This is a genomic window from Nonomuraea sp. NPDC050310, from assembly GCF_040655795.1.
Lineage (GTDB): Bacteria > Actinomycetota > Actinomycetes > Streptosporangiales > Streptosporangiaceae > Nonomuraea.
Map to the genome: position 1 here is coordinate 231,972 of NZ_JBFAKP010000010.1, position 24,626 is coordinate 256,597.

General features: G+C 71.7%; 21 protein-coding genes. 8 read left to right on the forward strand and 13 right to left on the reverse strand.

Translation table 11 applies throughout. The features are described 5' to 3' along the window. Positions 1-22 precede the first annotated feature (22 nt). From AB0I67_RS24185 to AB0I67_RS24215, 7 genes are all read right to left on the reverse strand, one after another. On the reverse strand, positions 23-2,353 hold the full coding sequence (locus AB0I67_RS24185) for a DNA translocase FtsK 4TM domain-containing protein (RefSeq protein ID WP_357927492.1): 2,331 nt from the start codon (positions 2,351-2,353) through the stop codon (positions 23-25). A 229-nt stretch (positions 2,354-2,582) separates the two neighbouring features. Continuing rightward, a complete protein-coding gene (locus AB0I67_RS24190; protein ID WP_357927493.1) occupies positions 2,583-3,569 on the reverse strand; it encodes a LacI family DNA-binding transcriptional regulator in 987 nt (328 codons plus the stop codon). Between the two features lie 102 nt (positions 3,570-3,671). Continuing rightward, positions 3,672-4,943, reverse strand: a complete 1,272-nt coding sequence (locus AB0I67_RS24195; protein ID WP_357927495.1) for a Gfo/Idh/MocA family oxidoreductase — start codon at positions 4,941-4,943, stop codon at positions 3,672-3,674. Between the two features lie 58 nt (positions 4,944-5,001). Next, positions 5,002-6,273 (reverse strand): extracellular solute-binding protein, encoded by a 1,272-nt coding sequence (locus tag AB0I67_RS24200; protein ID WP_357927497.1) that lies wholly within the window; start codon positions 6,271-6,273, stop codon positions 5,002-5,004. Between the two features lie 23 nt (positions 6,274-6,296). Then, positions 6,297-7,067, reverse strand: coding sequence for a carbohydrate ABC transporter permease (locus AB0I67_RS24205; RefSeq protein ID WP_357927534.1), 771 nt, complete (start codon positions 7,065-7,067; stop codon positions 6,297-6,299). A gap of 85 nt (positions 7,068-7,152) precedes the next feature. Beyond that, positions 7,153-8,121 carry a sugar ABC transporter permease gene (locus tag AB0I67_RS24210; protein WP_357927499.1) on the reverse strand — a complete coding sequence of 323 codons (969 nt, stop codon included), beginning with the start codon at positions 8,119-8,121 and terminating at the stop codon, positions 7,153-7,155. 201 nt (positions 8,122-8,322) lie between these two features. Next, positions 8,323-9,288, reverse strand: coding sequence for an aldose epimerase family protein (locus AB0I67_RS24215; RefSeq protein WP_357927501.1), 966 nt, complete (start codon positions 9,286-9,288; stop codon positions 8,323-8,325). A gap of 255 nt (positions 9,289-9,543) precedes the next feature. Here AB0I67_RS24215 and AB0I67_RS24220 point away from each other — a divergent pair, with 255 nt between their 5' ends. The 5 genes from AB0I67_RS24220 to AB0I67_RS24240 are packed head-to-tail and all read left to right on the forward strand — an operon-like array spanning position 9,544 to position 14,966. Beyond that, on the forward strand, positions 9,544-10,437 hold the full coding sequence (locus tag AB0I67_RS24220) for an NAD(P)-dependent oxidoreductase (RefSeq protein ID WP_357927503.1): 894 nt from the start codon (positions 9,544-9,546) through the stop codon (positions 10,435-10,437). Next, the gene (locus AB0I67_RS24225) at positions 10,437-11,312 is read left to right on the forward strand and encodes a 5-dehydro-4-deoxyglucarate dehydratase (protein ID WP_357927535.1); all 876 of its coding nucleotides are present in this window, start codon (positions 10,437-10,439) and stop codon (positions 11,310-11,312) included. The genes AB0I67_RS24220 and AB0I67_RS24225 overlap by 1 nt, the downstream gene beginning before the upstream one ends. Beyond that, on the forward strand, positions 11,309-12,337 hold the full coding sequence (locus tag AB0I67_RS24230) for a mandelate racemase/muconate lactonizing enzyme family protein (RefSeq protein ID WP_357927505.1): 1,029 nt from the start codon (positions 11,309-11,311) through the stop codon (positions 12,335-12,337). Before AB0I67_RS24225 ends, AB0I67_RS24230 begins: the two co-directional genes overlap by 4 nt. Further along, positions 12,334-14,187: a DUF6807 family protein gene (locus AB0I67_RS24235; RefSeq protein WP_357927507.1), complete on the forward strand. Its 1,854-nt coding sequence runs from the start codon at positions 12,334-12,336 to the stop codon at positions 14,185-14,187. The genes AB0I67_RS24230 and AB0I67_RS24235 overlap by 4 nt, the downstream gene beginning before the upstream one ends. Before the next feature lie 41 nt (positions 14,188-14,228). Then, positions 14,229-14,966 (forward strand): IclR family transcriptional regulator, encoded by a 738-nt coding sequence (locus AB0I67_RS24240; RefSeq protein ID WP_357927509.1) that lies wholly within the window; start codon positions 14,229-14,231, stop codon positions 14,964-14,966. A 4-nt stretch (positions 14,967-14,970) separates the two neighbouring features. On the opposite strand, the gene AB0I67_RS24245 is transcribed toward AB0I67_RS24240, so the two are convergent. From AB0I67_RS24245 to AB0I67_RS24260, 4 genes are all read right to left on the reverse strand, one after another. After that, positions 14,971-16,422 (reverse strand): aldehyde dehydrogenase (NADP(+)), encoded by a 1,452-nt coding sequence (locus AB0I67_RS24245; RefSeq protein WP_357927511.1) that lies wholly within the window; start codon positions 16,420-16,422, stop codon positions 14,971-14,973. A 106-nt stretch (positions 16,423-16,528) separates the two neighbouring features. Beyond that, on the reverse strand, positions 16,529-17,017 hold the full coding sequence (locus tag AB0I67_RS24250; RefSeq protein ID WP_357927513.1) for a DUF402 domain-containing protein: 489 nt from the start codon (positions 17,015-17,017) through the stop codon (positions 16,529-16,531). Positions 17,018-17,092: 75 nt separating this feature from the next. Beyond that, positions 17,093-17,785 (reverse strand): response regulator transcription factor, encoded by a 693-nt coding sequence (locus AB0I67_RS24255; protein WP_357927515.1) that lies wholly within the window; start codon positions 17,783-17,785, stop codon positions 17,093-17,095. A gap of 40 nt (positions 17,786-17,825) precedes the next feature. Next, a complete protein-coding gene (locus AB0I67_RS24260) occupies positions 17,826-19,028 on the reverse strand; it encodes a histidine kinase (RefSeq protein WP_357927517.1) in 1,203 nt (400 codons plus the stop codon). A gap of 120 nt (positions 19,029-19,148) precedes the next feature. On the opposite strand from AB0I67_RS24260, the gene AB0I67_RS24265 reads away from it, so the two are divergent. Beyond that, positions 19,149-19,859, forward strand: coding sequence for an ATP-binding cassette domain-containing protein (locus AB0I67_RS24265; RefSeq protein ID WP_357927519.1), 711 nt, complete (start codon positions 19,149-19,151; stop codon positions 19,857-19,859). Further along, positions 19,856-20,620, forward strand: coding sequence for an ABC transporter permease (locus tag AB0I67_RS24270; protein ID WP_357927521.1), 765 nt, complete (start codon positions 19,856-19,858; stop codon positions 20,618-20,620). The genes AB0I67_RS24265 and AB0I67_RS24270 overlap by 4 nt, the downstream gene beginning before the upstream one ends. Before the next feature lie 47 nt (positions 20,621-20,667). Here the strand turns inward: AB0I67_RS24270 and AB0I67_RS24275 are convergent, their stop codons facing one another. Further along, positions 20,668-22,353, reverse strand: coding sequence for a ribonuclease J (locus AB0I67_RS24275; RefSeq protein WP_357927523.1), 1,686 nt, complete (start codon positions 22,351-22,353; stop codon positions 20,668-20,670). 13 nt (positions 22,354-22,366) lie between these two features. After that, on the reverse strand, positions 22,367-23,287 hold the full coding sequence (dapA, locus tag AB0I67_RS24280; protein ID WP_357927524.1) for a 4-hydroxy-tetrahydrodipicolinate synthase: 921 nt from the start codon (positions 23,285-23,287) through the stop codon (positions 22,367-22,369). Positions 23,288-23,560: 273 nt separating this feature from the next. Between dapA and AB0I67_RS24285 the strand changes: the two genes are divergently transcribed. Then, the gene (locus tag AB0I67_RS24285) at positions 23,561-24,292 is read left to right on the forward strand and encodes a GntR family transcriptional regulator (RefSeq protein WP_357927526.1); all 732 of its coding nucleotides are present in this window, start codon (positions 23,561-23,563) and stop codon (positions 24,290-24,292) included. Positions 24,293-24,626 lie beyond the last annotated feature (334 nt).

The window sequence follows — 24,626 nt, forward strand, 5'->3', positions numbered from 1 at the left end:
CCATGCCCAGGGGCTGCCTGGGTCATTCCCCGCGGAGATCGGCGAGCAGACCGGCCAGTTCGTCCGGCTTGACCAGCACATCGCGGGCTTTTGACCCCTCGCTGGGACCCACGACGTTCCGGCTTTCCAGAAGGTCCATCAGCCGCCCGGCCTTGGCGAAACCGACGCGCAGTTTTCGCTGGAGCATCGACGTCGAGCCGAACTGGGTCGTCACGATCAGCTCCGCGGCCTGCAGCAGCAGGTCGAGGTCGTCGCCGATCTCCTCGTCGATCTCCCGCTTGACCGGCGCGGCGGCCACGTCGTCGCGGTACTCCGCCTGCATCTGGCCCTTGCAGTGGGTGACGATCTCCGCGATCTCCTTCTCGGAGACGAACGCGTTCTGGATGCGGATCGGCTTGCTGGAGCCCATCGGCAGGAACAGCGCGTCACCCTGGCCGACCAGCTTGTCGGCGCCGGGCTGGTCGAGGATGACCCGGGAGTCGGTGACCGAGGAGACCGCGAAGGCCAGCCGCGAGGGCACGTTGGCCTTGATCAGGCCGGTGACGACGTCCACCGAGGGCCGCTGGGTGGCGATCACCAGGTGGATGCCGGCGGCCCGGGCGAGCTGGGTGATGCGGACGATGGAGTCCTCGACGTCGCGCGGCGCGACCATCATCAGGTCGGCGAGCTCGTCCACGATGACCAGCAGGTAGGGGTAGGGCTGGTAGACCCGCTCGCTGCCGGGCGGCGGCACGAGCTTGCCCGCCTTGACCGCCTTGTTGAACTCGTCCACGTGCCGGAAGCCGCTGGCGGCCAGGTCGTCGTAGCGGCGGTCCATCTCCCCCACCACCCATTCGAGGGCCTCGGCGGCCTTCTTCGGGTTGGTGATGATCGGGGTGATGAGGTGCGGGATGCCCTCGTAGACGCTCAGCTCGACGCGCTTGGGGTCGACCAGCACCATGCGCACCTCGTCCGGGGTGGCGCGCATCAGGATGCTGGTGATCAGGCCGTTGACGCAGACCGACTTGCCCGCGCCGGTGGCGCCGGCGATGAGCAGGTGCGGCATCTTGGCGAGGTTGGCCACGATGGTGCGGCCCTCGACGTCCTTGCCCAGGCCCACGATCATCGGGTGGTGGTCGGCCTGCGCCACCTGCGAGCGCAGCACGTCGCCCAGGGCGACCAGGTCCTTGTCGGCGTTGGGGATCTCGACGCCGATCGCCGACTTGCCGGGGATCGGGGACAGGATCCGCACGTCGGCCGACTTCACCGCGTAGGCGATGTTCTTGGTGAGCGCGGTGACCTTCTCCACCTTGACCGCGGGGCCCAGCTCGATCTCGTAGCGGGTGACCGTCGGGCCGCGGGTGAAGCCGATCACCTGCGCGTCGATGGTGAACTGCTCCAGCACGCTGGTCAGCGCGTTGACCACGGTGCTGTTGGCCTTGGTGGCCGGCTTGGGCGCGGTGCCCTGCTTGAGCGCCGCCAGGTCCGGCAGGCTGTACGGCCCGGCCTGCGGGGAGAGCACGAGCTGCTCGACCTTGCGCGGCGCGGGGGTGGGCAGCGGCGGCTCCGGCTTGGCGTCCTTGGCCGCCGGGGTCGGCTCCTCCTCGTCGGTGAGACCGGGGACGATCTCCGGCGAGTGGTCGGCGCGCTTGTCCTCTTCCTTGATCACCGGCGTGTCGTAGGGTTTGACCCCGTCCGGGAGGGCCGGCCCCTCCTGCTTGCGGGTGCGCCGCCGCGGCGTCGAGGGCCGGGGCTCGCCCGCGGCGCCCCGGTCGAAGAGCAGGTGCTTGAGCTCGCCCAGCCGTTCGGGGATGCGGTGCACCGGCGTCGCGGTGACCACCAGCACGCCGAAGCCGGACAGGATGAGCAGCAGCGGGATGGTGATGTACGGCGCCAGGATGCTCATCGGCGGCGCGGAGACGATGAAGCCGATCATGCCGCCCGCCCGGGCGACGTGGTCCATCGTGTCGCCGGCCCCGCCCGACGGGTACGGCGTGCCGTTGGCGACGTGGATGATGCCGAGCACCCCGGCCAGCAGCGCGCTCCACCCGATGACCATCCGGCCGGTGTCGGCGTTCTGCTCGGGGTGACGCAGGAAGCGCCAGGCCAGCAGGCCGAGCAGCAGCGGCACCGCCCAGGCCAGCGAGCCGAAGACGCCGCGGGTGACGGTGGCGACGAAGGTGGCCACCGTGCCGGTCTGCGCCCGCCAGGTCATCGCGGCCAGCACGATCGCCCCGGCCAGCACGGCGAGGCCGACGCCGTCGCGGCGGTGCGCGGGGTCGAGCTCCTTGGCCTGGTTGCCGAGGGCCCGCGCGCCCGCGCCGACGCCGTTGGCGAGCAGCATCCAGATGCCCACGATCAGCTTGCCGATCATCGTGAAGACCCAGCTGATCGGGTCCTGGTGGGCGACCGGTCTGCGGGCCTGGCTCCGGGCCCTGGGGCGGCTTCCCGACGCCGGGGTCCGCTTGGCGGGGGTGGACCTGGCGGAGGTCGACCGCTTCGCCGGACCTTTCGATGTGCTTTTCGGCGTACGGGTGGCCATGATGCCAAAGGTACGTCGTAGACCCGGTGGAGAGCACTGAGGCTCGCCGGTTCGTCCCGAACTAGGTGGTGACGGGGCCTGTGGACTCCCGGATCACCAGGTCGGTCTCCAGCCGCGCCAGGGTGGCCGTGCGCTCCTCCCCCGCGCTGACCGCGGCCAGCAGCAGGTCGACCGCCATCCGGCCGGCGGCGGCGGTCGGCATGGTGATCGTGGTCAGCTTGGGCTTGGTGAGCCGGCCGGGCAGGCTGTCGTCCACGCCGATCACGCTGACCTGGCCCGGCACGCTGAGGCCGCGTTCCTGCAGGCCCTCGATCACGCCGAGCGCGACCAGGTCGTTGTAGCAGAGCACGCCGCTCACCCCGGACTCCACGACCGCCTCGGCCGCGGCCAGGCCGCCGCGCTCGGTCGGCTCGTTCGGGCCAAGCACCGCCAGGTCGAGCCCGAGCCCCTCGGCCGCCTCCCGCACCGCGCCCTGCAGTTCCTCGCTGGTCCAGGAGCCGGGCGGGCCGGTCAGCAGGCCGATCCTGCGGTGGCCGAGTCCGGCCAGGTGCGCGACCGACGCGCGGGCGCCCTGGCCGACGTCCATCAGCACCGTGGTCAGGCCCTTCACCCGGCGGTTGACCACCACGAAGGGCACCTCGGCGCGCAGCTTCTCGATCACCCGGTTGGACAGCCGGGGGCTGCACAGCAGCACGCCGTCGACCTGCTTGACCAGGGTCTCGATCAGCTCCTGCTCCAGCACCGGGTCCTCGTCGGTGTCGGCGACGAAGACGTGGTAGTCGCGCTCGCGGGCCTGGGCCTGGGCGGCCTTGATCAGCGGCGGGAAGAACGGGTTGGCGATGTCGGCGACGATGAGCCCGAGGTTGTGCGTGCGGCCCGTGGTCAGCGCGCGGGCCGCCCGGTTGGGGCGGTAGCCGAGCCCCTCGGCCACCGCGAGCACCCGGGTGCGCGTCTCCGCGTTCACCAGGTGCGGGGCCGAGAAGGTCCGCGACACCGTGGAGACGTGCACGCCGGAGGCCCGCGCCACATCCCTGATCGTCACCGCCACGCCGTACCTCCCGTTGCCGTGCCGTGTCCGGAGCCGTGTGCCGTCCCGCCCTGGAAGTATCCCGCTCCGCCTGCCGTACCAGAACCACGGCGGCGGCGGTGGTCAGCGGGCAAGGCGGGTGCCGCCGTCGGTCAGGCGGACGGGCTCGCCGAGGCGGATCGACTCGTTGGCGGCGGCGCCGACCAGGACGGCGCGGATGCCGTCGAGGTGGCCGGCCTGCCGGGCCAGGGGGTCGGCGGCGGGGCCGCGGAAGACGTCGTCGAGCAGGAGGCGGTCGCCGCCGCCGTGCCCGCCCGAGCCGGCCGGGATCCCGACCTCGCGCGGCGGCTCCCAGTGCGGGCGCAGCGTGAGGCGTTCCCAGGCGCCGGTGGCGTGCTCCTTGGACGCGGCGCTGGGGTCGACGGCGGCGTGCGGCGGGGTCCACTCGCGCTCGCAGACCTCCAGCTCCAGGCGGCCGGCGGTGCCGTTGAAGGCGACGCGGTAGCCCTCGAAGGGGGCGTGCGCGACCAGGGAGTAGGTGAGCAGGGCCCGGTTGTCGTAACGGACCAGCACCGCCATGGTGTCCTCGATGGTGACGCCCTCGCCGAAGACGTCCTGGTCGCGGACGTAGCCGTCCTCGTGCTCGGCGGCCAGGTAGAGGGCCTTGAGCCGGGGATCGGCGGAGATGTCCAGGATGAACGGGTCGCTGCCCAGCCCCGGCGCGCCCTGGCCGCGCGCCGGACGGCCGGGCAGGGCGCGGGCGGTGCCGTAGAAGCGCAGCTCCCCCTGGGCGTAGACGGACTCGGCGGCGGCCCCGAGCCACCAGTTGACCAGGTCGAAGTGGTGGGTGGACTTGTGCACGAGCAGGCCGCCTGAGCTGGCCTTGTCGCGGTGCCAGCGGCGGAAGTAGTCGGCGCCGTGGATGGTGTCGAGGGTCCACTCGAAGTGCACCGAGGTGACCTCGCCGATGGCCCCCTCGGCCAGCAGCCGCCGGACCTCGGAGTTGCGCGGGGAGTAGCGGTAGTTGAAGGTGACGACCAGCTTGCCGGGATTGCGCCCGGCGGCGGCGCGGATCGCCTCGCAGCCCTCGGCGTCGACGGTCAGCGGCTTCTCGACCACGACGTCCTTGCCGGCGTCGAGCGCCTCGACGACGTAGCGGGCGTGCGTGGCGTCGACGCTGGTGACCACGACCGCGTCGCACAGCTCCAGCATCCGGGCGAAGCCGTCGGGCCCGAACCTGGGCACGTCGCGGCCGATGTGCTCGGCGTAGTGGTCCATACGGGTGCGGTTGGTGTCGCAGAAGGCGACGATCTCGCCGGTGTCGCGCCAGTCGCCCAGCAGCGCGTCCAGGTACATCTGGGCCCGGTGGCCGAGCCCGACGAAGCCGTATCTCACGGTCTCTCCCCCAAGTGGCGTGCTGTACGGCTCCCGCGAGCCGTACAGCACGGGTGTGTCAGCCGGCCAGCGCGGTGTTGGCCTCGGTCAGGAACTTCTGCGCGCCCTCGTCCGGCGTGGTCTTGCCGAACAGGACCTCCTCGGAGGTGCGCTTGAGGATGTCCTCCATCTCCATCGCGCCCTTGGGCGGGACGACGGTGGGGGTCAGCTCGCTCCTGACCGAGTCGATGAAGGCCAGGGTCTTCTGGTCGGTGGCGGGCAGCTTGTCCTTGACGGCGGCCAGCACTTTGGCGTTGGTGGGCAGACCCCGGTCGCTGAGCACGATGGCGGCCGCGTCGGGGTCGTTGAGCATGAACTCGATGAACTTCTGCGCCTCGGCCGAGCGCTCGGTCTTGGCGGACATGGCGTAGTGCATGGCCGGCTGCAGGAACATGCCGGAGGTCGCCGCGCCCTCGGCCTTGGGCAGGCGCAGCAGGTCGAGCTCCTGGCCTGAGCCCTTGTGCAGGGCGCCGAGCTGGTTGCTCCACCACAGGCCGAAGGCGCCGGCGTTGGTGGCCAGCAGGGCCTGGTCGACCTTGGTGCCGACCTCGGCCATCTTGGCGGGGTCGGGGGCGGCCTTGGTGTCGACGAGCTGCTGGATCGTGGCCCACCAGGCCTTCACCGTCTCGGGGGTCAGGCCGATCTTGCCGTTGTCGTAGAACTTCTCGCCGCGCTGGGCGGCGAAGATCTGCAGGAAGGCGGGGTTGAAGTTGTACTCGGTGCCCCAGACCGCGCCGCCGCTCTTGGCGGTGATCTCCTTGGCCAGGCCGGCGTACTCGTCCCAGGTCCAGGCCTTGTCGTCGGGCAGCTTCTGGCCCTGCTTCTCGACGGCGGCCTTGTTGACGACCAGGGCGAAGGTGTTGACGCCGGTCGGGATGGCGTACTGCTTGCCGTCCACCTGGCCGGCGGTGAGCACCTGCTGGTCGAGGTCGGCGGTGTTCACCTTGCCGGTGAGGTCGGCGAGCGCGCCGCGGCCGGCGTACTCGGCCAGGCCGCGGATCTCGATGGTCATCACGTCGGGCGCGTCGCTCGCGGCCACCTTGGTGGCGAGCTTCTCGTAGTAGCTGTCCCAGTCGGAGAAGTCGCCCTCGACGTCGATGGTGGGGTTCTTCTCCTCGAACTTGGCGATGGCCTGCTCGGTCAGCTTCTGCCGGGCGTCGCTGCCCCAGTAGGAGAAGGTGAGCTTCGTCTTGCCGTCGCCGCCGGCCGCCGAGCCGCCGTCGCCGCCGCCGCACGCGGTGGCCAGGACCGCGGTGGCGACCAGGGCGAGCGTTAACCTGCTGCGCTTCATGGGGGGTACCTCCTTGGGAAGGGTTATTTGAGGCCGGTGGTCGCCATACCGCGGATGAGGTACTTCTGGCCGGCCAGGAAGAAGCCGAAGATGGGGCCGAGGGAGACGATCGACATGGCGAACATCGGCCCCCACGAGGACTCGCCGCTGGCGTCGAGGAACTGGCGCAGCGCCACGGTCGCGGTGAGGTTGTCGGACTTGGTGAGGTAGAGGTTCTGGCTGAAGAAGTCGTTCCAAGTCCAGATGAAGGTGAAGATCCCGGTGGTGGCGAGGGCGGGCATGCTGAGCGGGATGATCACCCGGAAGAAGGTGCGCCAGTAGCCCGCGCCGTCGATCGCGGCCGCCTCGTCCAGCTCCCTGGGCAGGGTGCGGATGAACTGCACCATCAGGAAGATGAAGAAGGCGTCGGTGGCCAGGAGCTTGGGCACGATGAGCGGCCAGATCGTGTTGATCCACTCGGCCTTGGCGAACATGATGTACTGCGGCACGACCGTCACGTGGTGCGGGAGCATGATCGAGCCGAGCATGATCGCGAACCACAGCTTCTTGAGCGGGAACTCCAGCCGCGCGAAGGCGTAGGCGGCCATCGAGCAGGCGACCAGGTTGGCCACCACCGACAGCCCGGTGATCACCGCGGAGTTCCACAGGTAGTAGCCGAAGGAGTGCTTGAGCGCGCTCCAGCCCTCGGTGTAGTTGTCCAGCGTCACCGACGACGGCACCAGCCCCGGCTCCCGGAAGATCAGCTCCTCGGGCTTGAAGGAGCTGGAGATCATCCACAGCAGCGGGTAGAGCATGACCAGGCCGAAGCCGATGAGCAGCAGGTGCTTGGCGCCCCGGCCGACCCGCCGCCGGTAGAGCAGGGGCACCCGATCGCCGCGGTTACTTGGTGTCGCCATAGAAGACCCAATACTTCGACATGAGGAAGTTGACGCCGGTGAGCCCGGCGATGATCAGCAACAGGACCCACGCCATGGCGGCCGCGTAGCCCATCTCGAAACTCTTGAAGCCCTTGAGGTAGAGGTAGAGCGTGTAGAAGAGGGTCGAGTCGACCGGCCCGCCCGTGCCGTTGCTGACGATGAACGACTGGGTGAAGGACTGGAAGGACTTGATCACCTCCAGCACCAGATTGAAGAAGATGATCGGGGTCAGCAGCGGCAGCGTGATCGAGCGGAACTGGGTGAGCCTGGAGGCCCCGTCCACCGCCGCCGCCTCGTAGTAGCTCTGCGGGATCTGCCGCAGGCCGGCCAGGAAGATGACCATCGGCGCGCCGAAGGTCCACACGTGCAGCAGGATCAGCGTGCCCAGCGCGGTGTCGGGGTCGGTGACCCAGCCGGGGCCCTGGATGCCGAAGAGCGCCAGGATCGAGTTGACCAGGCCGTCCGTGCCGAAGATCTTCCGCCACAGGATGGAGATGGCCACGCTCCCGCCCAGCAGCGAGGGCAGGTAGTAGATGGAGCGGTAGATCGGCAGGCCGCGCAGGCCCCGGTCCAGCAGGAGGGCCAAGGCCAGCGCGAAGGCCAGTTGCAGGGGCACCGAGACGACCACGTAGACCGTCGTCACCTGCAGTGAGGTGAGGAAGCGGTCGTCCTCGGCGAACATCTTGGCGTAGTTGTCCCAGCCGACCCAGCTCGCCTCCTCCAGGAGGCTGTAGTCGGTGAAGGACAGGTACAGCGAGGCGAGGATCGGGCCGATCGTGATGACGGCCAGCCCGAGGAACCACGGGGCGAGGAAGACGTAGGCCGTGCGGGCCTCGCGGCGCTTCCACGCCTGCCTCTTTTCCCGGCGGTGCGCCGGGGCGGGGGCGCGACCGGGCTCGGGGGGCGCGATCACGGTGACTGAGTCGGACATAGCGGTGCTCATCCCTCTGGCTGCGCCTCGCGGCGGCACGGGATTGGATGGCGCTTTCCTATAGCGCCCGGGAAAGTTACGTCAACCCTTTGCAGGTGTTACCTTGCTGTTACCGATATATCGTCACCGATGTTTATGCAGATCAGATCGTTAACAGCGGGTTTCGACGAACCGAGGAATCTTCCAAATGTGGCGTTGTTGCTACAAGCGGTTGCAGTCCTCGAAGGCATAGGTCGTGGCCGAGACGTGCTCCTCGCCGGGCCGCAGCACCGCCGAGGGATAGTCCGGGCGGTTGGGCGAGTCGGGGAAGCGCTGGGTCTCCAGGCACAGGCCGGCCTGCCTGCCGTACGGCGTGGCGATCCCGTCGAGCAGGTGGCCGGTGTAGAACTGCACGCCGGGCTCGGTGGTCGTCACGGTCATCGCCCGGCCCGACACCGGCTCGGCCACCCGCATCCGGCCGCCGGGGCGCAGCACGTAGCAGTGGTCGTAGGCGCCGTCCAGGCGCGCGGCCACCGGGGTCGGCTCGGTGAAGTCGAACGGGGTCCCGGCCACCGGCGCCGGCGGCCCGGCCAGCGGGATCTTGCCCTCGTCGACCGGGAGGTAGTGGTCGGCGTCGATGGTGACGACGTGGCCGCGTACGTCGCCGCCACCGGCCAGGTTGAAGTACGAGTGGTTGGTCAGGTTCAGGACCGTCGGCGCGTCGGTGGTGGCGTGGTAGCCGATGCCCAGCGCGGCGCCGTCGAGGCGGTAGGTGACCGTGACGGCCAGCGTGCCCGGGTAGCCCTCCTCGCCGTCCTTGCTCAGGTAGCTCAGCCGCAGCGCCCGCTCGCCGTCCGGCTCCGCGCGCCAGACGCGCTTGTCGAAGCCGCGCTCGCCGCCGTGCAGGCTGTGCCCGTTGTTGTTCCTGGCCAGCCGGTACGGCACGCCGTCCAGGGTGAAGCGGCCGTGCGCGATGCGGTTGCCGTAGCGGCCGACCACGGCGCCGAAGTAGCGGCTGCGTTCGAGGTAGTCCTCGACGGTGGGCAGCCCCAGCACCACCTCGGTCCCGTCGGCCAGCCGGATCGACTGCACGACGGCGCCGAGGGTCAGGATCGCCACCTGCAGCCGGCCACTGGTCAGCACGTGCCGGTGGACCGCCTCGCCGGCGGGGGTCTCGCCAAGTCTCACGGGGTTCTCGCTCTCATTGAGGGTGCGTTCGGATCGCAGGGTAACGCAATCGGTTGCAGAGCTTCCTAGGCGATCTGGCGACCGGTTGCCGTCTTGCAGCGTGGACGGTTCCCGCATTTATCCAGCTCAACCCAGTCAGGAAAATTGCCCTCTTGACGATTCCGGAAGTTGCCGACACTGTTTCGTGCAACTGGTTGCAGTCTCAGAGGCCGCTCGTGACTGCCGGCTCGTGACTGCCGGAAGGAAAGACCACCCGTGAGTAGAACGCTTGTCACCGGGAGCGCCGGGCGCCTCGGCCGCAGCGTCGTGACCGCCTTCGCCGCGGCCGGGCACGAGGTGATCGGCGTGGACAGCGCGCCGGGCACCCCGCCGGAGGCGGCCGGCCACCTGCCCGCCGACCTGACCGACCTCGGCGAGACCTACCAGGTGCTGGCCCGCTACCGCCCGGACGCGATCGTGCACCTGGCCGCCATCGCCACCCCGTTCAGCCGCAGCGACGCGGTGACGTTCCGCACCAACACCCAGCTCGCCTACAACCTCTGCGACGCCGCGACCGCGCTCGGCGTGCCGAAGCTGATCGTGGCCAGCAGCCCCACGGTGATCGGGTACGGCTCGCCCGGCGGCTGGAGCCCCGCCTACCTGCCGATCGACGAGGAGCACCCGCTCCAGCCGTGGAATGCCTACAGCCTGTCCAAGGCGGTGGCCGAGCAGACGATGCGCACCTTCGCGCGCACCAGCCCGACCCGGATGGCGGCCGTGCGGCCCTGCTTCGTGATCGCGCCGGAGGAGTGGGAGGGCGCGCCCACCCAGTCCGGGCACACCGTGCGCGAGCGGCTCGACCGGCCGGAGATCGCCGGGGTGTCGCTGTTCAACTACGTGGACGCCCGCGACGCCGCCGACCTGCTGATCACCCTGCTCGACCGGTTACCGGAGCTGCCCAACGGCGAGGTGTTCTTCGCCGGGGCGGCCGACGCGCTGGCCCGCGACCCGCTCGGCGAGGTGCTGCCACGCGTCATCCCCTCGACCGCGGGGTTCGCCGCCGGGCTCACCGGCTCGGCCCCCGCCTTCTCCTCCGCCAAGGCCGAGCGCCTGCTCGGCTGGCACGCCAAGCGAAGCTGGCGTACCGAACTGTCCCAGGAGTGTGTGTGATGGACCTCAGCGGCGTGTTGTTCTTCCCGGTCACCCCCTTCACCGCCGAAGGCGCGCTGGCCGAGGGGGTGCTGGCCGAGCACGTCGAGCGTGGCGTGGCGCACGGGCCTGGCGCGGTCTTCGCCGCCTGCGGCACGGGCGAGTTCTCCGCGTTGTCGCAGGCCGAGCACGCGCTGGTCACCCGGGTCGCGGTGGCCGCGACCGCGGGCCGGGCGCCGGTGTTCTCCGGGGCCGGGGGTCCGCTGGGCGCCGCGCTCGCCCAGGCGCGGGCGGCCCGCGAGGCCGGGGCGGACGGCCTGTTGCTGATGCCGCCCTACCTCGCCCAGGGCAGCAAGGCCGGGTTCCTGGCGTACGTGACGGCGGTCGCCGCCGAGCTGCCGGTGATCGTCTACCAGCGCGGCTCGGTCGTGCTCGACCCGGCCGACGTGGTGGAGCTGGCCCGCGTCCCCGGCGTCGTCGGCCTCAAGGACGGGTTGGGCGACATCGACCGCTTCCAGCGCACCGTCCTGGCCGTGCGCCGCGAGATCGGGACCGGCTTCACCTTCTTCAACGGGCTGCCGACCGCCGAGCTGACCATGCCCGCCTACCGCGGCCTGGGCGTCTCGCTCTACTCCTCGGCCGTCTTCGCCTTCGCCCCCGAGATCGCGCTGGCCTACTACGCCGGGGACGAGCGGCTGCTCACCGAGTTCTACGCGCCTCTGGTCGAGCTGCGCAGCAAGGCTCCCGGGTATGCGGTGGCGCTGGTCAAGGCCGGGCTGCGGCTGCGCGGCCTGGACGCCGGGCCGGTGCGCGCGCCGCTGACCGACCTCACGCCCGAGCACGAGGCCGAGCTCGACGCCCTGCTCAAGCACGGGCTGTCGCTGGTCCAGGCATGATCACCGATCTCAGGACCGCCCTGCGGTCGGTGCCGCTGACCCGGCCGTGGGGCGCCGACGTGCCCGCCAACCACGTCGTCCGCGTCGAGGTCGAGCTGGCCGACGGCCGGATCGGCACCGGCGCGGCCTGGACCCCGCAGATCGGCGCCCACGCGGTGCGGGCACTGCTCGACCACGACATCCGCGACGCCGCCCTCGGCCTGCCCGCCCACCCCGAGCTGGTCTGGGACCGGCTGTCGGCCCACCTCAGCGAGGCCGGGCGGGGCGGCCTGGCGACCATCGCGCTGGCCGGGCTCGACCTGGCGCTCTGGGACCTGCGCGGCCCGCTCACCGAGGTGCTGGGCGAGCGGCGGCCCGAGGTCCCCGTGTACGGCAGCGGCGTCAACCTGCACTACTCGCTGGACGAGCTGGTCGCCCAGGCCGAGCGGTGGAAGGGGCTGCCCGCGGTCAAGATCAAGGTGGGCCGGCCCGCGCTGGCCGAGGACGTCGAGCGGGTCGCGGCGGTGCGGTCGGTGATCGGACCGGACACCGCGCTCATGGTCGACGCCAACCAGCGCTGGGACCGCTTCCGCGCCCGGCGGGCGATCGAGGCGCTGGCCGAGTTCGACCTGTTCTGGGTGGAGGAGCCGCTGCCCGCCGACGACGTGGCCGGGCTGGCCGAGCTGCGGCGGCGGACCGGCGTGCCGCTCGCCTGCGGGGAGAACGTCTACTCGGTGCACGGCTTCCGTGACCTGCTGGCCGCGGGGGCGTGTGACGTGGTCCAGCCGAATGTGGTGCGGGTTGGCGGGATCACCCCCTTCCTTCGGATCTGCACGGTGGCCGATGCTTTTGGGGTGCCGGTCTATCCACACCTGCTGACCGAAATTTCGGGACAACTGGCGTTGACCTTGCGGCAGCCCGCCATGGTCGAGCACGTCGAGGACGCCGCCCTCGCCGACCTGGGCCTGCTGGCCGAGCCGTACCCGGTGGAGATCTCCGGCGGCCGGCTCCGCGCCACCGGCCACCCGACGAGGTGGGCGCGGTGAAGGTCGTCGTCGCCGGCGCGCACGGGTACGGCCGCCACCACCTGGACACCGTCGACCGGCTGCCCGGCGTCGAGCTGGCCGGCATCTGCGACCTGCGGCCCGCCGAGGGCTTCGCGGTGCCGCAGTCGCGCGATCTGGCCGGGCTGGTCCGGAGCACCGGCGCGGACATCGCGATCATCGCCACCCCCATCCACACCCACGCCGACCTCGCCGTCGCCGCCCTGCGCGCCGGGGCGCACGTGCTGCTGGAGAAGCCGCCCGCGCCCTCGGTGGCCGAGTTCGAGCGCATCGCCGAAGCCGTGCGGGCGACCGGGCTGGCCTGCCAGGTGGGCTTCCAGTCCCTCGGCTCGGCGGCGATCCCCGCCGCGCGCACCGCCGTGGGCGACATCCGCGCCATCGGCGTCGCCGGGGCCTGGGAGCGGGTGAAGGGCTACTACACCCGCGCGCGCTGGGCCGGCAAGCGCCGCCTCGACGGCGTCGACGTGATGGACGGGGCGCTCACCAACCCGTTCGCGCACGCCACCGCCACCGCCCTGGCGCTGGCCGGCGGCTCCCCCGTCGACCGGGTCGAGGTCGAGCTCTACCGGGCCAACGCCATCGAGGCCGACGACACCTCCAGCGCGCGGCTCCACCTGCGCGACGGCACCCTCGTCACGGTCACCGTCTCCCTCTGCTCCAACCGGCGGCACGAGCCCTACCTGCTCGTCCACGGCTCGGCGGGCACCGCGCGGCTGTTCTACACCACCGACGAGCTGGAGCTGGCCGACGGCACCCGGCTCGGCTTCGACCGCACCGGCCTGCTGGCCAACCTCGTCGCGCACGTCCGCGACGGTGCCGACCTGCTCGTCCCGCTCGCCGCCACCGAGGGCTTCACCCGTTTCCTCGACGCCGTACGGCTGGCGCCCGACCCGGTGCCGATCCCCAGCCGGACGCTCGACGGGCGGCGGATCGTCCCCGGCGTGGCAGACCTGGCCATGCGGAGCGCGCAGGAGCTCAAGACGCTCTCCGAACTCGGCTTCCCGGCCGCGCCCGCCGTCGAGACGGACCGCTGGCCCGAGGTCCGGGTGGGGGAAGCGGTCTACGCGCTGCGTGGCGATCTGCCCGCCGAGGCGGCCCCGCGGCCCTTCCTCCACCCGGTCAAGACCCTCGGCGGCGTCGTGGTCACCGAGGTCCAGCCCGCCGACCACGTCCACCACCTGGGCGCCTCGGTCGCGGTGTCGGACGTGGCCGGGATCAACTTCTGGGGCGGCAGCACCTTCGTCCCCGGCCAGGGGCCCACGCTCCTGCCCAACCACGGCCGCCAGCAGCGCCGGGCCCTGCGCCCGGTCGAGGGCGGCTGGCACGACCGCCTCGACTGGCTCGGCCCGGACGGCACGCTCCTGCTCACCGAGGAGCGCACGCTGCTGGCCCGCCGGGACTCGCCGTCGGCCTCGGCTTGGGTGCTCGACCTCGGCTTCACCCTGCGCGGCGGGCCGCTGGAGATCCAGAGCTCGGCGACCAAGGGCCGGCCCGGTGCCGGGTACGGCGGCTTCTTCTGGCGGGCGCCGCGCGAGTCGCCGGGCCTCGACGCCTTCACCGCCACCGAACGCGGTGAGGCGGCGGTGCACGGGAGCACCGAACCGTGGCTGGCGCTGGTGTCCGACGGGTGGAGCCTGCTGTTCGTCCAGCGCGGCGAGATCGACCCGTGGTTCGTGCGCGTGGCCGAGTACCCCGGCGTGGGACCGGCACTGGCCTGGGACAAGCCGCGCACGCTGGACGGGGAGCTGACCCGCTCCCTCACGGTCGTCATCTCCGACGGCCGGCTTTCGCCGAGCGTGGCCCGCGACCTGGCGGCGGCCCTGGACGCCTGACGACGCGCCCGGTCCCGTCCGGGCGCGTTACCCTCGCTGCCATGGTGAAGTCAGCCGAGCGCACGATCCGCATCCTGGAGGCGCTGTCGTCGAGCCCCGACCGGCTGACCCTCGGCGACCTGCAACGGCTCACCGGGTTCCCGCGCAGCAGCCTGCACGCGCTGCTGCGCACGCTGGCGGAGCTGGGGTGGATCGAGAGCGACGGCTCGGCCTTCGGGATCGGGCCGCACGCGCTGCTGACCGGGACCGCCTACCTGGACAGGGATCCGGCTCTGCCGTACGCGCAGGGGGTGCTGGAGGATCTGCGCGAGGAGACCGGGCACACCGCGCACTTCGCCCGGCTGGCCGGGGGGCACGTGCTCTACCTGGCCACCCGCGAGTCCCGTACGGCGCAGCGGGTCATCCCGCGGGTCGGCCGGCGGCTGCCCGCGCACGCCACCGCGCTCGGGCAGGCCGTGCTGGCGCAGCTCACCGACGGTGAGGTGCTCGGGGTGCTGCCCGCGCCGCTGCCGGCGCTCACCGCGCACACCCTCACCGAGCCGGCCGCGTTGCTGGCCGAGCTCGGCCGGGTGCGGAGCCGGGGGTGGGCCTACGAGCGGGAGCAGGGAACCTTGGGCGTGGCCTGCGTCGCGGTGGCGGTGGACTACCGCATCCCCGCCACCGACGCGCTCAGCCTTTCGATGCCCGCCGACGTCTCTGACCTGGAAAAGGCCGCGGAGGCGGTGGCCCGGCACGCTCGTGCCCTCGCCGCGACGCTGCGCCGCGAGGGCATCCGCTGAGCGGCTAGCGCTCCAGTCGGCCGTCCACCCGGCGCGGGACGCCGAGCGGGTTGGCCTCGCGCAGTTCCTCGGGCAGGAGCTCCTCCGGCCAGTCCTGGTAGGAGGCCGGCACCAGCCAGCGGTCGATCGCGCTCGCCCCGACCGAGGTGTGCGCGGGCGAGGTCGACGCCGGCCAGGGGCCGCCGTGGTGCATGGCCCAGCTCACCGCGACCCCGGTCGGCCAGCCGTTCCAGATGAGCCGTCCTGCCGTACGCCCGAGCACCTCGGCCACCGGGCCCGCCTCTGCGGGGTCTCCGGCGTGCACGGTCGCGGTGAGCGAGCCGTCCAGCCGGGCCAGTACGGCAGGCAGCTCGTCCACCGCGCGGTAGGTGACGATCACCGACGAGGGACCGAAGCACTCCTCGGCCACCTCGGGCAGCCGCGCGGCGAACCCGTCGAGGTCGACGGTGTGCACCCGCGGCGCGACCGCCCACGCCCCCTCACCCTGCTGCCCTTCGGCCAGAACGGGCAGCTCGGAGCGGCCCTTGAGGTAGCCGTCGCGGATGCGCTCGGACAACATCGGCGTCCCCGTGGAGCCGGCGACCGCGTCGGCGATCTCCTCGACCAGCCCCGAGCCCTCCGGCACGAACACGAGCCCGGGGTTGGTGCAGAACTGGCCGGTGCCCAGGGTGAGCGAGCCCGCGAAGCCCTGCGCGAGCCCGTCCCGCCGGGCGGAGGGCAGGATGACGACCGGGTTGACGCTGCCCAGCTCGCCGAAGAACGGCACCGGCGTCTCGCGCTCGGCGATCAGGGCCTGGATCGCCTTGCCGCCGGGGATCGAACCGGTGAAGCCGACCGCGGCCACCCGCTCGTCCTGGACCAGCCACCTGCCCTCCTCCAGCCCGTGCACCAGCCCGAGCAGGGCGGGGTCCGGCAGCGCGGTCCGGATGATCTCCGCGCTGAGCTCGGAGGTGAGCGGGTGGGCGGGGTGCGCCTTCACCACGACCGGACAGCCGGCGGCCAGCGCGGAGGCGGTGTCGCCCCCGGCCACGGAGAAGGCGAACGGGAAGTTGGAGGCGGCGAAGACGGCCGCCACGCCCGGCAGGGGGCGGAGCATGCGGCGCAGGTCGGGCTTGGGACCGTCGGCGTGCTCGATCGTCGCCTGGAGGTAGGCGCCGTCGCGCAGCACCTCGGCGAAGAAGCGGAACTGCCCGGCGGCGCGGGCGATCTCGCCGCGCAGCCGGGTCTCGCCGAGGGCCGTCTCCTGGTCGGCGAGCGGCCACAGGTCTTCAGCCCGGTCGGTCAGGGCGGCGCCGATGGCGTCCAGGACCTCGGCGCGCCGGCTCGCGGGGGTGGCGCGCCAGCGCGCACCCGCCTCGGCCGCCGCGGTGAGGGCCGCGTCCACGCCTTCCCGGCCGCTTTCTGGCACGGGGTCGCCGAAGCGCTCGCCGGTGCGGGGGTTGTACGCGTAGATCATCGTTCGTCGCCCTTCCGGTGCAATATCACACCGCACAATCTATCGGCCTGCCGTTGATTCTCCCACTTCATTCACATTCATGACCAGATCCACATATGTGGACGCCTCAGAGCACCTGGGCCAGCCAGGCTTCGTGAGCGCCGCCGAACGGGCCCTTGCGGGCGGACACCGCCTCCATCAGCCAGGCCGCACTGCGCTCGGCCGCCTCGATCACCTCGGGCGGGTAGCCGAAGGTGACCTGGTGCTCGGCGAACTCGTCGGCGTCGTCCAGGAACACCTCGCCCGTCGCCCGGCGGATCACGTCGAGGTCGAGGTCGACCATGGTCACCATGTCCTCCGACCAGACCGGCACCGTGCTCACGTCCACGTACACCTCGGTGCTGTGGCCGGGCTCGTTGAACAACGCCACCCAGCCCTCCTCGCGCGGCAGGAGCATGACGAACGCCTTGTCCCACGTCACCGGCGGGCCGTCGCCCTTCGCGCCCAGCGTGCCCGCCTCGCAGCCGACCCACACCCCGTGCTCGTCCTCGCCCAGGAGGCGGGCGGGGTGATGCCAGTGCAGGGAACCGTCGTATTTGGTGAAGACCACTCTCATGAGCCATGACGCTAGCGCCTCCCCACCGGCGATTCCCCCGGCATTCCCACCGGCAGTCCTCCCGCTGCTTCCGGGTCAGGAAGGGCGCAGGGGACGGCCTCCCGTCTCCACCAGGCCGCTCTCGTAGGCGGCGATCACGAGCTGCGCCCGGTCGCGCGCCTCCAGCTTGGCCAGCAGGCGGCCGATGTGCGTCTTGACCGTCGCCAGGCTCACGTGCAGGAACCCGGCGATCTCGGTGTTGGACAGGCCCCGGCCCACCAGCACCAGCACCTCCCGTTCCCGCTCGGTCACCCCCACCAGCACCAGCACCTCCCGTTCCCGCTCGGTCACCCCCGCCAGCGCCCGCCGCCCGCCGCCGCCGCGGACGAACTCCTCGATCAGCCGCCGGGTCACCGTGGGAGCCAGCAACGCCTCCCCCGCCGCGACCACCTTGATCGCGGCGAGCAGGTCGGCGGGCGGGGTGTCCTTCAGCAGGAACCCCGAAGCCCCGGCCCGCAACGCGGCGTAGACGTAGTCGTCGAGATCGAACATGGTCACGACGAGCACCCTGGCCCGCCCGCCGATCCGCCGGGTGGCCTCGATGCCGTCCATCTCCGGCATCCGGACATCCATCAGCACCACGTCGGGCCGCGTCCGCTCGACTACCTCGATCGCCTCGGCCCCCGTCCCCGCCTCGCCGACCACCTCGAGCCCGGGCTCTGAGTCGACCAGCACCCGGAAGCTGCCCCGGAGCAGGGCCTGGTCGTCGGCCACCACCACCCGGATCACGCGGGCCCACCGAAGCCGTTGAACAGGAAGGTCTCCCAGGTCATGCCGGCTCCGGGAAGGTGGCCAGAACCTGGAAGCCGCCCTCGGGCCGCGGCCCGGCGGTGAAGACCCCGCCGTAGGTGAGGGTCCGCTCGCGCATCCCGATCAATCCGTGCCCCTCCCGGAAACCGTCCATCCCGACCACTCCGTGCCCCTCACGGAAGCCGCCCCCATCCAGCGAGCCGTCGTCGGTCACCTCGACCCGCACCACCCCGGCCGACGCCGAGACCGTCACCCGGCACGAGCAGGGCCCCGCATGCTTGATCACGTTCGTCAGCGACTCCTGGACGATCCGGTAGACCGCCAGCTCCATCCCCTCCGGCAGCCGTATCCCCTCCCCCACCGCCAGCTCGACCGGCACCCCCGCCAGCCGGGCCCGTTCGGCGAGCTGCGGCAGGCCGGTCAGCCCGGGCAGCGGATCACGGTCGGCCTCCACCCGGAGCACCCCCACCAGCCGCCGCATCTCCCCCAACGCCCCGCGCGAGGCGGTCTCGATGACCCGCAACGCGTCCCGCGCCTCCTCCGGCCGCGAGTCGACGACGTGGTTGGCCACCCCGGCCTTGACCGTGATCAGCCCCAGCGTGTGCGTCACCACGTCGTGCAGCTCGCGGGCCAGCCGCAGCCGCTCCTCGGCCACCGCCACCGCCGCGAGGTTCTCGGCGTCGCGCGCCGCGTACCCGCGCCGCTCGTGCACCGCCCGCCCGACACTCCAGGTGCCGGCCAGCAACGCCAGCCCGAGCAGCGCCTCCCCGACCACCCCGGAGCCGCCCAGCACCTGCCCCAGCTCGACCTGCCCCGGCTCCACCGCTGCGGAGGGCGGCGCCGGAGCGCCCATGGCGGCCAGCACGAACAACAACAACGCCGCCGTCGCGCCCATCGCGACGGTGGACCGCCAGCGCACCCGAGGCCCGGAGACCGCCACCGCGTACAGCGCGTAGGCCGGCGGGAGATAGGCCCCTTGGACCCCCAGGAGCATCACCGGCACCGCCACGGCCAGCACGAGCAGGAAGACGACCCGGGGCCAGACCCGGCGTACGGCCAGCGGCAGCCCGAGCGCGACGACGAGCGCGAGCGCGGCCCACCGGTCGAGGCCGGTCGACAGCGCCTGAGGGGTCAACGCCAGCGTCAGCCCGGCCGCGACCAGCACGTCGAACCACAGGAGCTGGGTGGGGCCGAGACGGCGGGTGTACAGGGGGCGGCTCACGGTGACCAAGGTAGCCACCCCCTCCGACAGTTCGCGTCCACCCCAGGTCTGACCCCGGGGGGCCGGAATCGGCTCACGGTCCGACGCGCCGTGACCTGCCGGGACGCCACGCTGGCAGGCATGATCGAAGTCAACGGGCTCACCAAGATCCGCGGCAGGACCGCGGTCGTCGACGGCCTCACCTTCCAGGTACGGCCCGGCCTGGTCACCGGCTTCCTGGGGCCGAACGGCGCGGGCAAGACCACGACGATGCGGCTCATCCTCGGCCTCGACCGGCCCTCCGCGGGGCAGGCGCTCGTCGGCGGCCTGCCGTACCGCGGCCTGCGCGAGCCGCTCCGGGCGGCGGGCGCGGCGCTGGACGCGACCGCGGTGCACCCCGGACGGAGCGCGCGGGCGCACCTGCTGGCACTCGCGGCCACGCACGGGATCGGCGCGAAGCGCGTGGCCGAGGTGCTCGCCCTGGCGGGACTCGCGCAGGTCGCGGGCAAGCGGGTGGGAACCTATTCGCTGGGCATGAAGCAGCGGCTGGGCATCGCGGCGGCGCTGCTGGGCGATCCGGCGGCGCTGCTGTTCGACGAGCCGGTCAACGGGCTCGACCCCGAGGGCGTGCGCTGGATCCGCGGGCTGCTGCGGTCGCTGGCCGCCGAGGGGCGCACGGTGCTGCTGTCCAGCCATCTGATGAGCGAGATGGCGCTCACCGCCGACCACCTGATCGTGATCGGGCGCGGCCGGCTGCTGGCCGACGCGCCGCTGGCGGAGCTGACCGCCGCGCACGCCTCGCTGGAGGAGGCGTATGTCGAGCTGACCTCTGCGGCGGTGGAGTACCGATGACCACTCTCCTGCGGCCACTGCACGCCGAATGGATCAAACTGCGCTCGCTGCGGTCCACCTGGACCGTGCTGGGCGTGGCGGCCGGCACGGTCGGCGCCGCCGCGCTGATGGCCTACTCGGCGGTGCAGATGTGGAACGCCGCCTCCCCCGAGCAGCGCGCGACGGCCAGGATGACCGGGCCGGAAGACGTCGTGATCATGATTCCGCAGCTCTGCCTGGGCATCCTCGGCGTGCTCGCGATGACCGGCGAGACCCCGGCGACCTTCCTGGCGACGCCGCGCCGGCTGCGGGTGCTGGCGGCCAAGGCGGGAGTGTTCGCGCTGACCGGGCTCGTGACCGGGCTCGGCACCATCTTCGCCTCGGCGTGGGTGGCGCGACCGATGGTGGCCGGGCGCTTCGCGCTCGAACCGCTCGCCGAGAAGGTGCCGCTGCTGCTGGCCTACGGGACGTCGGTGATGGTCTTCGGCCTGCTCGGGCTGGGCCTGGCGGCCCTGCTGCGCAGCACCGCGGGGGCGGTGGCCGTGCTGGTGGGACTGGTGTACGTGGTCCCGATGATCGTGGGGAACCTGCCCGAGCCGTGGAGCGAGAGCCTGGGCTCGGTGATGATCGGCGCGCTCCCGGGGCAGCTCACCGGGGACGACCTGACCAACTCGGTGTACGGCTCCGCGCTCTCCCCGCCGCTGGCGTTGCTCGCGCTGGCCGGGTACGCGCTGGTGCCACTGGCCGTGGGCGGCTGGGCGCTGGCCCGCCGCGACGTGTGAGCACCCTCCAGGGGTACGGCACGCCTGCCGTACCCCTGGAAAGAAGGTCAGACCTCGACCACCACAGGGATGATCATCGGGCGACGGCGGTAGGTGTCGCTCACCCAGCGGCCGACCGTGCGGCGGACCACCCGGCGGATCTGCTGCATGTCGACGACGCCGTCGGCGGCGTTCTCCTGCAGCGCCTTCTCGATCTGCGGGATGATCCCCTCGAACTGCGAAGGGTCTATGCCCGACCCGCGCGCGTGGATCTCCGGCCCGGCGGTGACCTTGCCGGTGTTGGAGTCGACGACCACGACGACGGAGATGAAGCCCTCGTCGCCCAGGATGCGCCGGTCCTTCAGCGACACGTCGGTGATCTCGCCGACGCTGGTGCCGTCCACGTAGACGTACCCGGCCTGGACCGCGCCGACGATCTTGGCCTGGCCGTCGACCAGGTCCACCACGACGCCGTCCTCGGCGATCACGATGTTCTCGTCCGGCACGCCGGTCAGCTCGGCGAGCTTGGCGTGCGCCCGCAGGTGCCGCCACTCGCCGTGCACCGGCATGAAGTTCGAGGGCTTGGTCAGGTTGAGCACGTAGAGCAGCTCGCCCGCGGCGGCGTGGCCGGAGACGTGCACCTTGGCGTTGCCCTTGTGCACGACGCGGGCGCCCCAGCGGGTCAGGCCGTTGATGACCTTGTTGACCGCGCTCTCGTTGCCCGGCACCAGGCTGGAGGCCAGCAGGACGGTGTCGCCCTCGGCGATGCGGATCGGGTGGTCGCGGTTGGCCATCCGAGACAGCGCCGCCATCGGCTCGCCCTGCGAACCGGTGCAGATGAGGACGACGTCCTCCGGCGGCCACTCCTCGATCTCGCGGCCGTCCACGATCAGGCCCGCCGGGATGTGCAGGTAGCCCAGGTCGCGGGCGACGCCCATGTTGCGCACCATCGAACGGCCGACCAGGGCGACCTTGCGCCCGTACTTGGCCGCGGCGTCGATGACCTGCTGCACGCGGTGCACGTGCGAGGCGAAGCTGGCGACGATGACGCGCTTGCTGGAGGTGCGGACGACCTCGTCGATGACCGGGCCGATCTCCCGCTCGCTGGTGACGAACCCGCCCACCTCGGCGTTGGTGGAGTCGGACATCAGCAGGTCGACGCCCTCGCTGCCGAGCCGGGCGAAACCGCCCAGGTCGGTCAGCCGGCCGTCGCTCGGCAACTGGTCCATCTTGAAGTCGCCGGTGTGCAGCACCAGCCCGGCCGGCGTGCGGATCGCGACCGCGAGCGCGTCGGGAATGGAGTGGTTGACCGCCAGGAACTCCACGTCGAACGGGCCGAACCGGACCCGCTCCCCCTCGACGACCTGCTTCTTCACCGGCTGGATGCGGTGCTCGGTGAGCTTCGCCTCGATGAAGGCGAGCGTCAGCTTCGACCCGACGAGCGGGATGTCGCGCCGCTCACGCAGGAGGTACGGCACGGCGCCGATGTGGTCCTCGTGGCCGTGCGTCAGGATGACGGCCTCGATGTCGTCGAGGCGGTTCCTGATGTAATCGAAGTCGGGCAGGATCAGGTCCACGCCGGGCTGCTCGGGATCGGGGAACAACACCCCGCAGTCGACGATCAGCAACTTGCCGTCGTACTCGAAGACGGCCATGTTCCGGCCGATCTCCCCCAGGCCGCCCAACGCGACGATTCTCAGACCACCCTGCGGCAGCGGCGGCGGTGCGCCCAGCTCAGGATGCGGGTGACTCATGCAGGTCCTTTCGTTATGACTGATCGTTCACTTTTACTCCGCCGGCCACCAGGCACGTCCTGAGCTCGGCGATCTGCTCTTCGTTGGCGTAGACCAGCGGGAGCCGCAGCGGCCCCACGGGCTGGCCGGTGAGGGCGAGCGCGGCCTTCACCATGATCGCGCCGCCCGCGCGGTTCATGATCCCGTCGATCACGGGGACAAGCTGCTGGTAGATGTTCCCGGCCTCGGCGACCTCACCCTTGCGGTAATTGGCCAGCATCCTGGCCAGCTCCGCGCCGGCCACGTGACCGATCACGCTGACGAAGCCCGCGGCCCCGTGCGCCAGCCAGGCCAGGTTGAGCGCGTCGTCGCCGGAGTAGAAGGCCAGGTCGGTCGCCATCCGCACCTGGGCGGCGGCGAACAGGTCGCCCTTGGCGTCCTTCACCGCGACGATGCGCTCGTGCTGCGCCAGCCGGATGAGCGTCGTCGGGTGGATCGGCACGCCGCTGCGACCGGGGATGTCGTACAGCATCACCGGCAGGCCGGTGGCGTCGGCGACGGTCTTGAAGTGCTGGTAGAGCCCTTCCTGCGGCGGCTTGTTGTAGTACGGCGTGACGACCAGCAGGCCGTGCGCGCCCGCCCGCTCGGCGGTCCTCGCCAGCTCCACGCTGTGGTGCGTGTCGTTCGTCCCCGCCCCCGCGACGACCGTCGCCCGGTCGCCCACGGCCTCCAGCACCGCTTTCAGCAGACGCTCCTTCTCGGCGTCGCTGGTGGTCGGCGACTCACCGGTGGTGCCGCTCACGACCAGGCCGTCGTTGCGCTGCGTGTCCACCAGGTACGCGGCCAGGCTCTGCGCGCGGGCGTAGTCGACCGCGCCGTCGGCGGTGAACGGGGTCACCATCGCGGTCAGCGTGCGGCCGAAAGGGGCGTCCGAGGTTGAGGTGGGCGATGCCATAGTGCGAACGGTACCCGGATTCGCAAAACGCTTGGACCCCGGCACCCCGTTGCCCATGGAAAGAGGCCGTCGATATGTGCTCGGGGGTACACACATCGACGACCTCTACCGAACAATCGCCGGGCCTTACGCGGTCGTTACAGAGTTTCGCGGAAAATTTCCCTCCGGTCCAAAGTTGGCACTCCATCTTCCGTCGATGACGGTAGGTTACCTGCCGAATACGGCAACATGGGGCCCAATGCCCTAACAGGGTCTCACTACAAGGACGGTCTCGTGGCCACCTCGGATCCGGTCTACCTGCGCGTCGTCGAAGACATTCGACGGCAGATCACTGACGGCACACTCCTCCCGGGCGCGCCCATCCCCTCGCGGGCGCAGCTGACCCGTAAATACCAAGTCGGCGAGACAGCGGCCCGGCACGCCCTGCGCGTCCTCGCCACCGAAGGCCTCATCTTCGGGCGTGTCGGCTCGGGGCACTACGTACGCGAACGCCCCGATCTCACCCCGCTGCACCGCTGGCGGCACCTCGAACACCCCTCCCCCTTCGTCGCCGACCTGCAGAGCCAGGGGCGCCGCGTCACCCTCGACCGGCACCTCGACCACACCGAAGCCGGGCCCGCCCTCGCCCAGCGACTCCGCATCGAGGAGAGCGCCCAGGTCGCCCGCGTCCGGTCGGTCTACCGGGACGACGGCAAGACCCTCCAGCTCAGCACCTCCTACGAACCCGCCGAACTCGCCTCCTCCGCCCCTGTCTCCTCCGGGGACGACGATCGGCGGGGGGTCATCGCGCGGATGCATTCGCTCGGCATCAAGATCACTGAGATCGTCGAGCGGGTGCACACCCGGGTTCCGCGGCCCGGGGAGAGCGACGCCCTCGACCTGCCCACCGGCGTGCACGTCCTGCACGTCGAACGGACCCACTGGGCGGGCGAACGGCCTGTCGAGACCAGCGACATCGTCATCCCGGGCGACCGTTTCCAGGTCGTCTACAGCCTCCCCGTCTGACCCCCTCCATCCCCTTCGACCCCCTTCGATCCTTTAAATCCCCTTCAGTCCCCCGACCCCTTCACCGCCCCCGATCCCCTTCGGCCCTCGATCCCCTCAGACCCCCTTCAACGCCCTTGATCCCCTTCGACTCCATATGACTCCGGCAGGCCCGGTCCCCCCTTCCCCGGACCTGCCGGTGCAAGAACCCTGCCCGGACACCATGCCGCGGTGTCCAGGCAGGGGCCGCCGGCCGGCCGGGGAGCTCACCCTCCCGCAGCCGCCCGGGTCACCGGCCCGGGAGCTCACCCTCCCGGACCGGCCACTACGGCGGCCGGAGAGCTCACCCTCTCCG

What these genes read in the sequence shown, in the direction of transcription:
- AB0I67_RS24230 (WP_357927505.1), top strand. Translation starts at nt 11,309, where the DNA reads ATGATCACCGATCTCAGGACCGCCCTGCGGTCGGTGCCGCTGACCCGG.
- AB0I67_RS24275 (WP_357927523.1), bottom strand. Translation starts at nt 22,353, where the DNA reads ATGAGTCACCCGCATCCTGAGCTGGGCGCACCGCCGCCGCTGCCGCAG.
- dapA (WP_357927524.1), bottom strand. Translation starts at nt 23,287, where the DNA reads ATGGCATCGCCCACCTCAACCTCGGACGCCCCTTTCGGCCGCACGCTG.
- AB0I67_RS24250 (WP_357927513.1), bottom strand. Translation starts at nt 17,017, where the DNA reads ATGAGAGTGGTCTTCACCAAATACGACGGTTCCCTGCACTGGCATCAC.
- AB0I67_RS24225 (WP_357927535.1), top strand. Translation starts at nt 10,437, where the DNA reads ATGGACCTCAGCGGCGTGTTGTTCTTCCCGGTCACCCCCTTCACCGCC.
- AB0I67_RS24245 (WP_357927511.1), bottom strand. Translation starts at nt 16,422, where the DNA reads ATGATCTACGCGTACAACCCCCGCACCGGCGAGCGCTTCGGCGACCCC.
- AB0I67_RS24265 (WP_357927519.1), top strand. Translation starts at nt 19,149, where the DNA reads ATGATCGAAGTCAACGGGCTCACCAAGATCCGCGGCAGGACCGCGGTC.
- AB0I67_RS24200 (WP_357927497.1), bottom strand. Translation starts at nt 6,273, where the DNA reads ATGAAGCGCAGCAGGTTAACGCTCGCCCTGGTCGCCACCGCGGTCCTG.
- AB0I67_RS24210 (WP_357927499.1), bottom strand. Translation starts at nt 8,121, where the DNA reads ATGTCCGACTCAGTCACCGTGATCGCGCCCCCCGAGCCCGGTCGCGCC.
- AB0I67_RS24205 (WP_357927534.1), bottom strand. Translation starts at nt 7,067, where the DNA reads ATGCTCTACCCGCTGCTGTGGATGATCTCCAGCTCCTTCAAGCCCGAG.
- AB0I67_RS24270 (WP_357927521.1), top strand. Translation starts at nt 19,856, where the DNA reads ATGACCACTCTCCTGCGGCCACTGCACGCCGAATGGATCAAACTGCGC.
- AB0I67_RS24185 (WP_357927492.1), bottom strand. Translation starts at nt 2,353, where the DNA reads ATGATCGGCAAGCTGATCGTGGGCATCTGGATGCTGCTCGCCAACGGC.
- AB0I67_RS24240 (WP_357927509.1), top strand. Translation starts at nt 14,229, where the DNA reads ATGGTGAAGTCAGCCGAGCGCACGATCCGCATCCTGGAGGCGCTGTCG.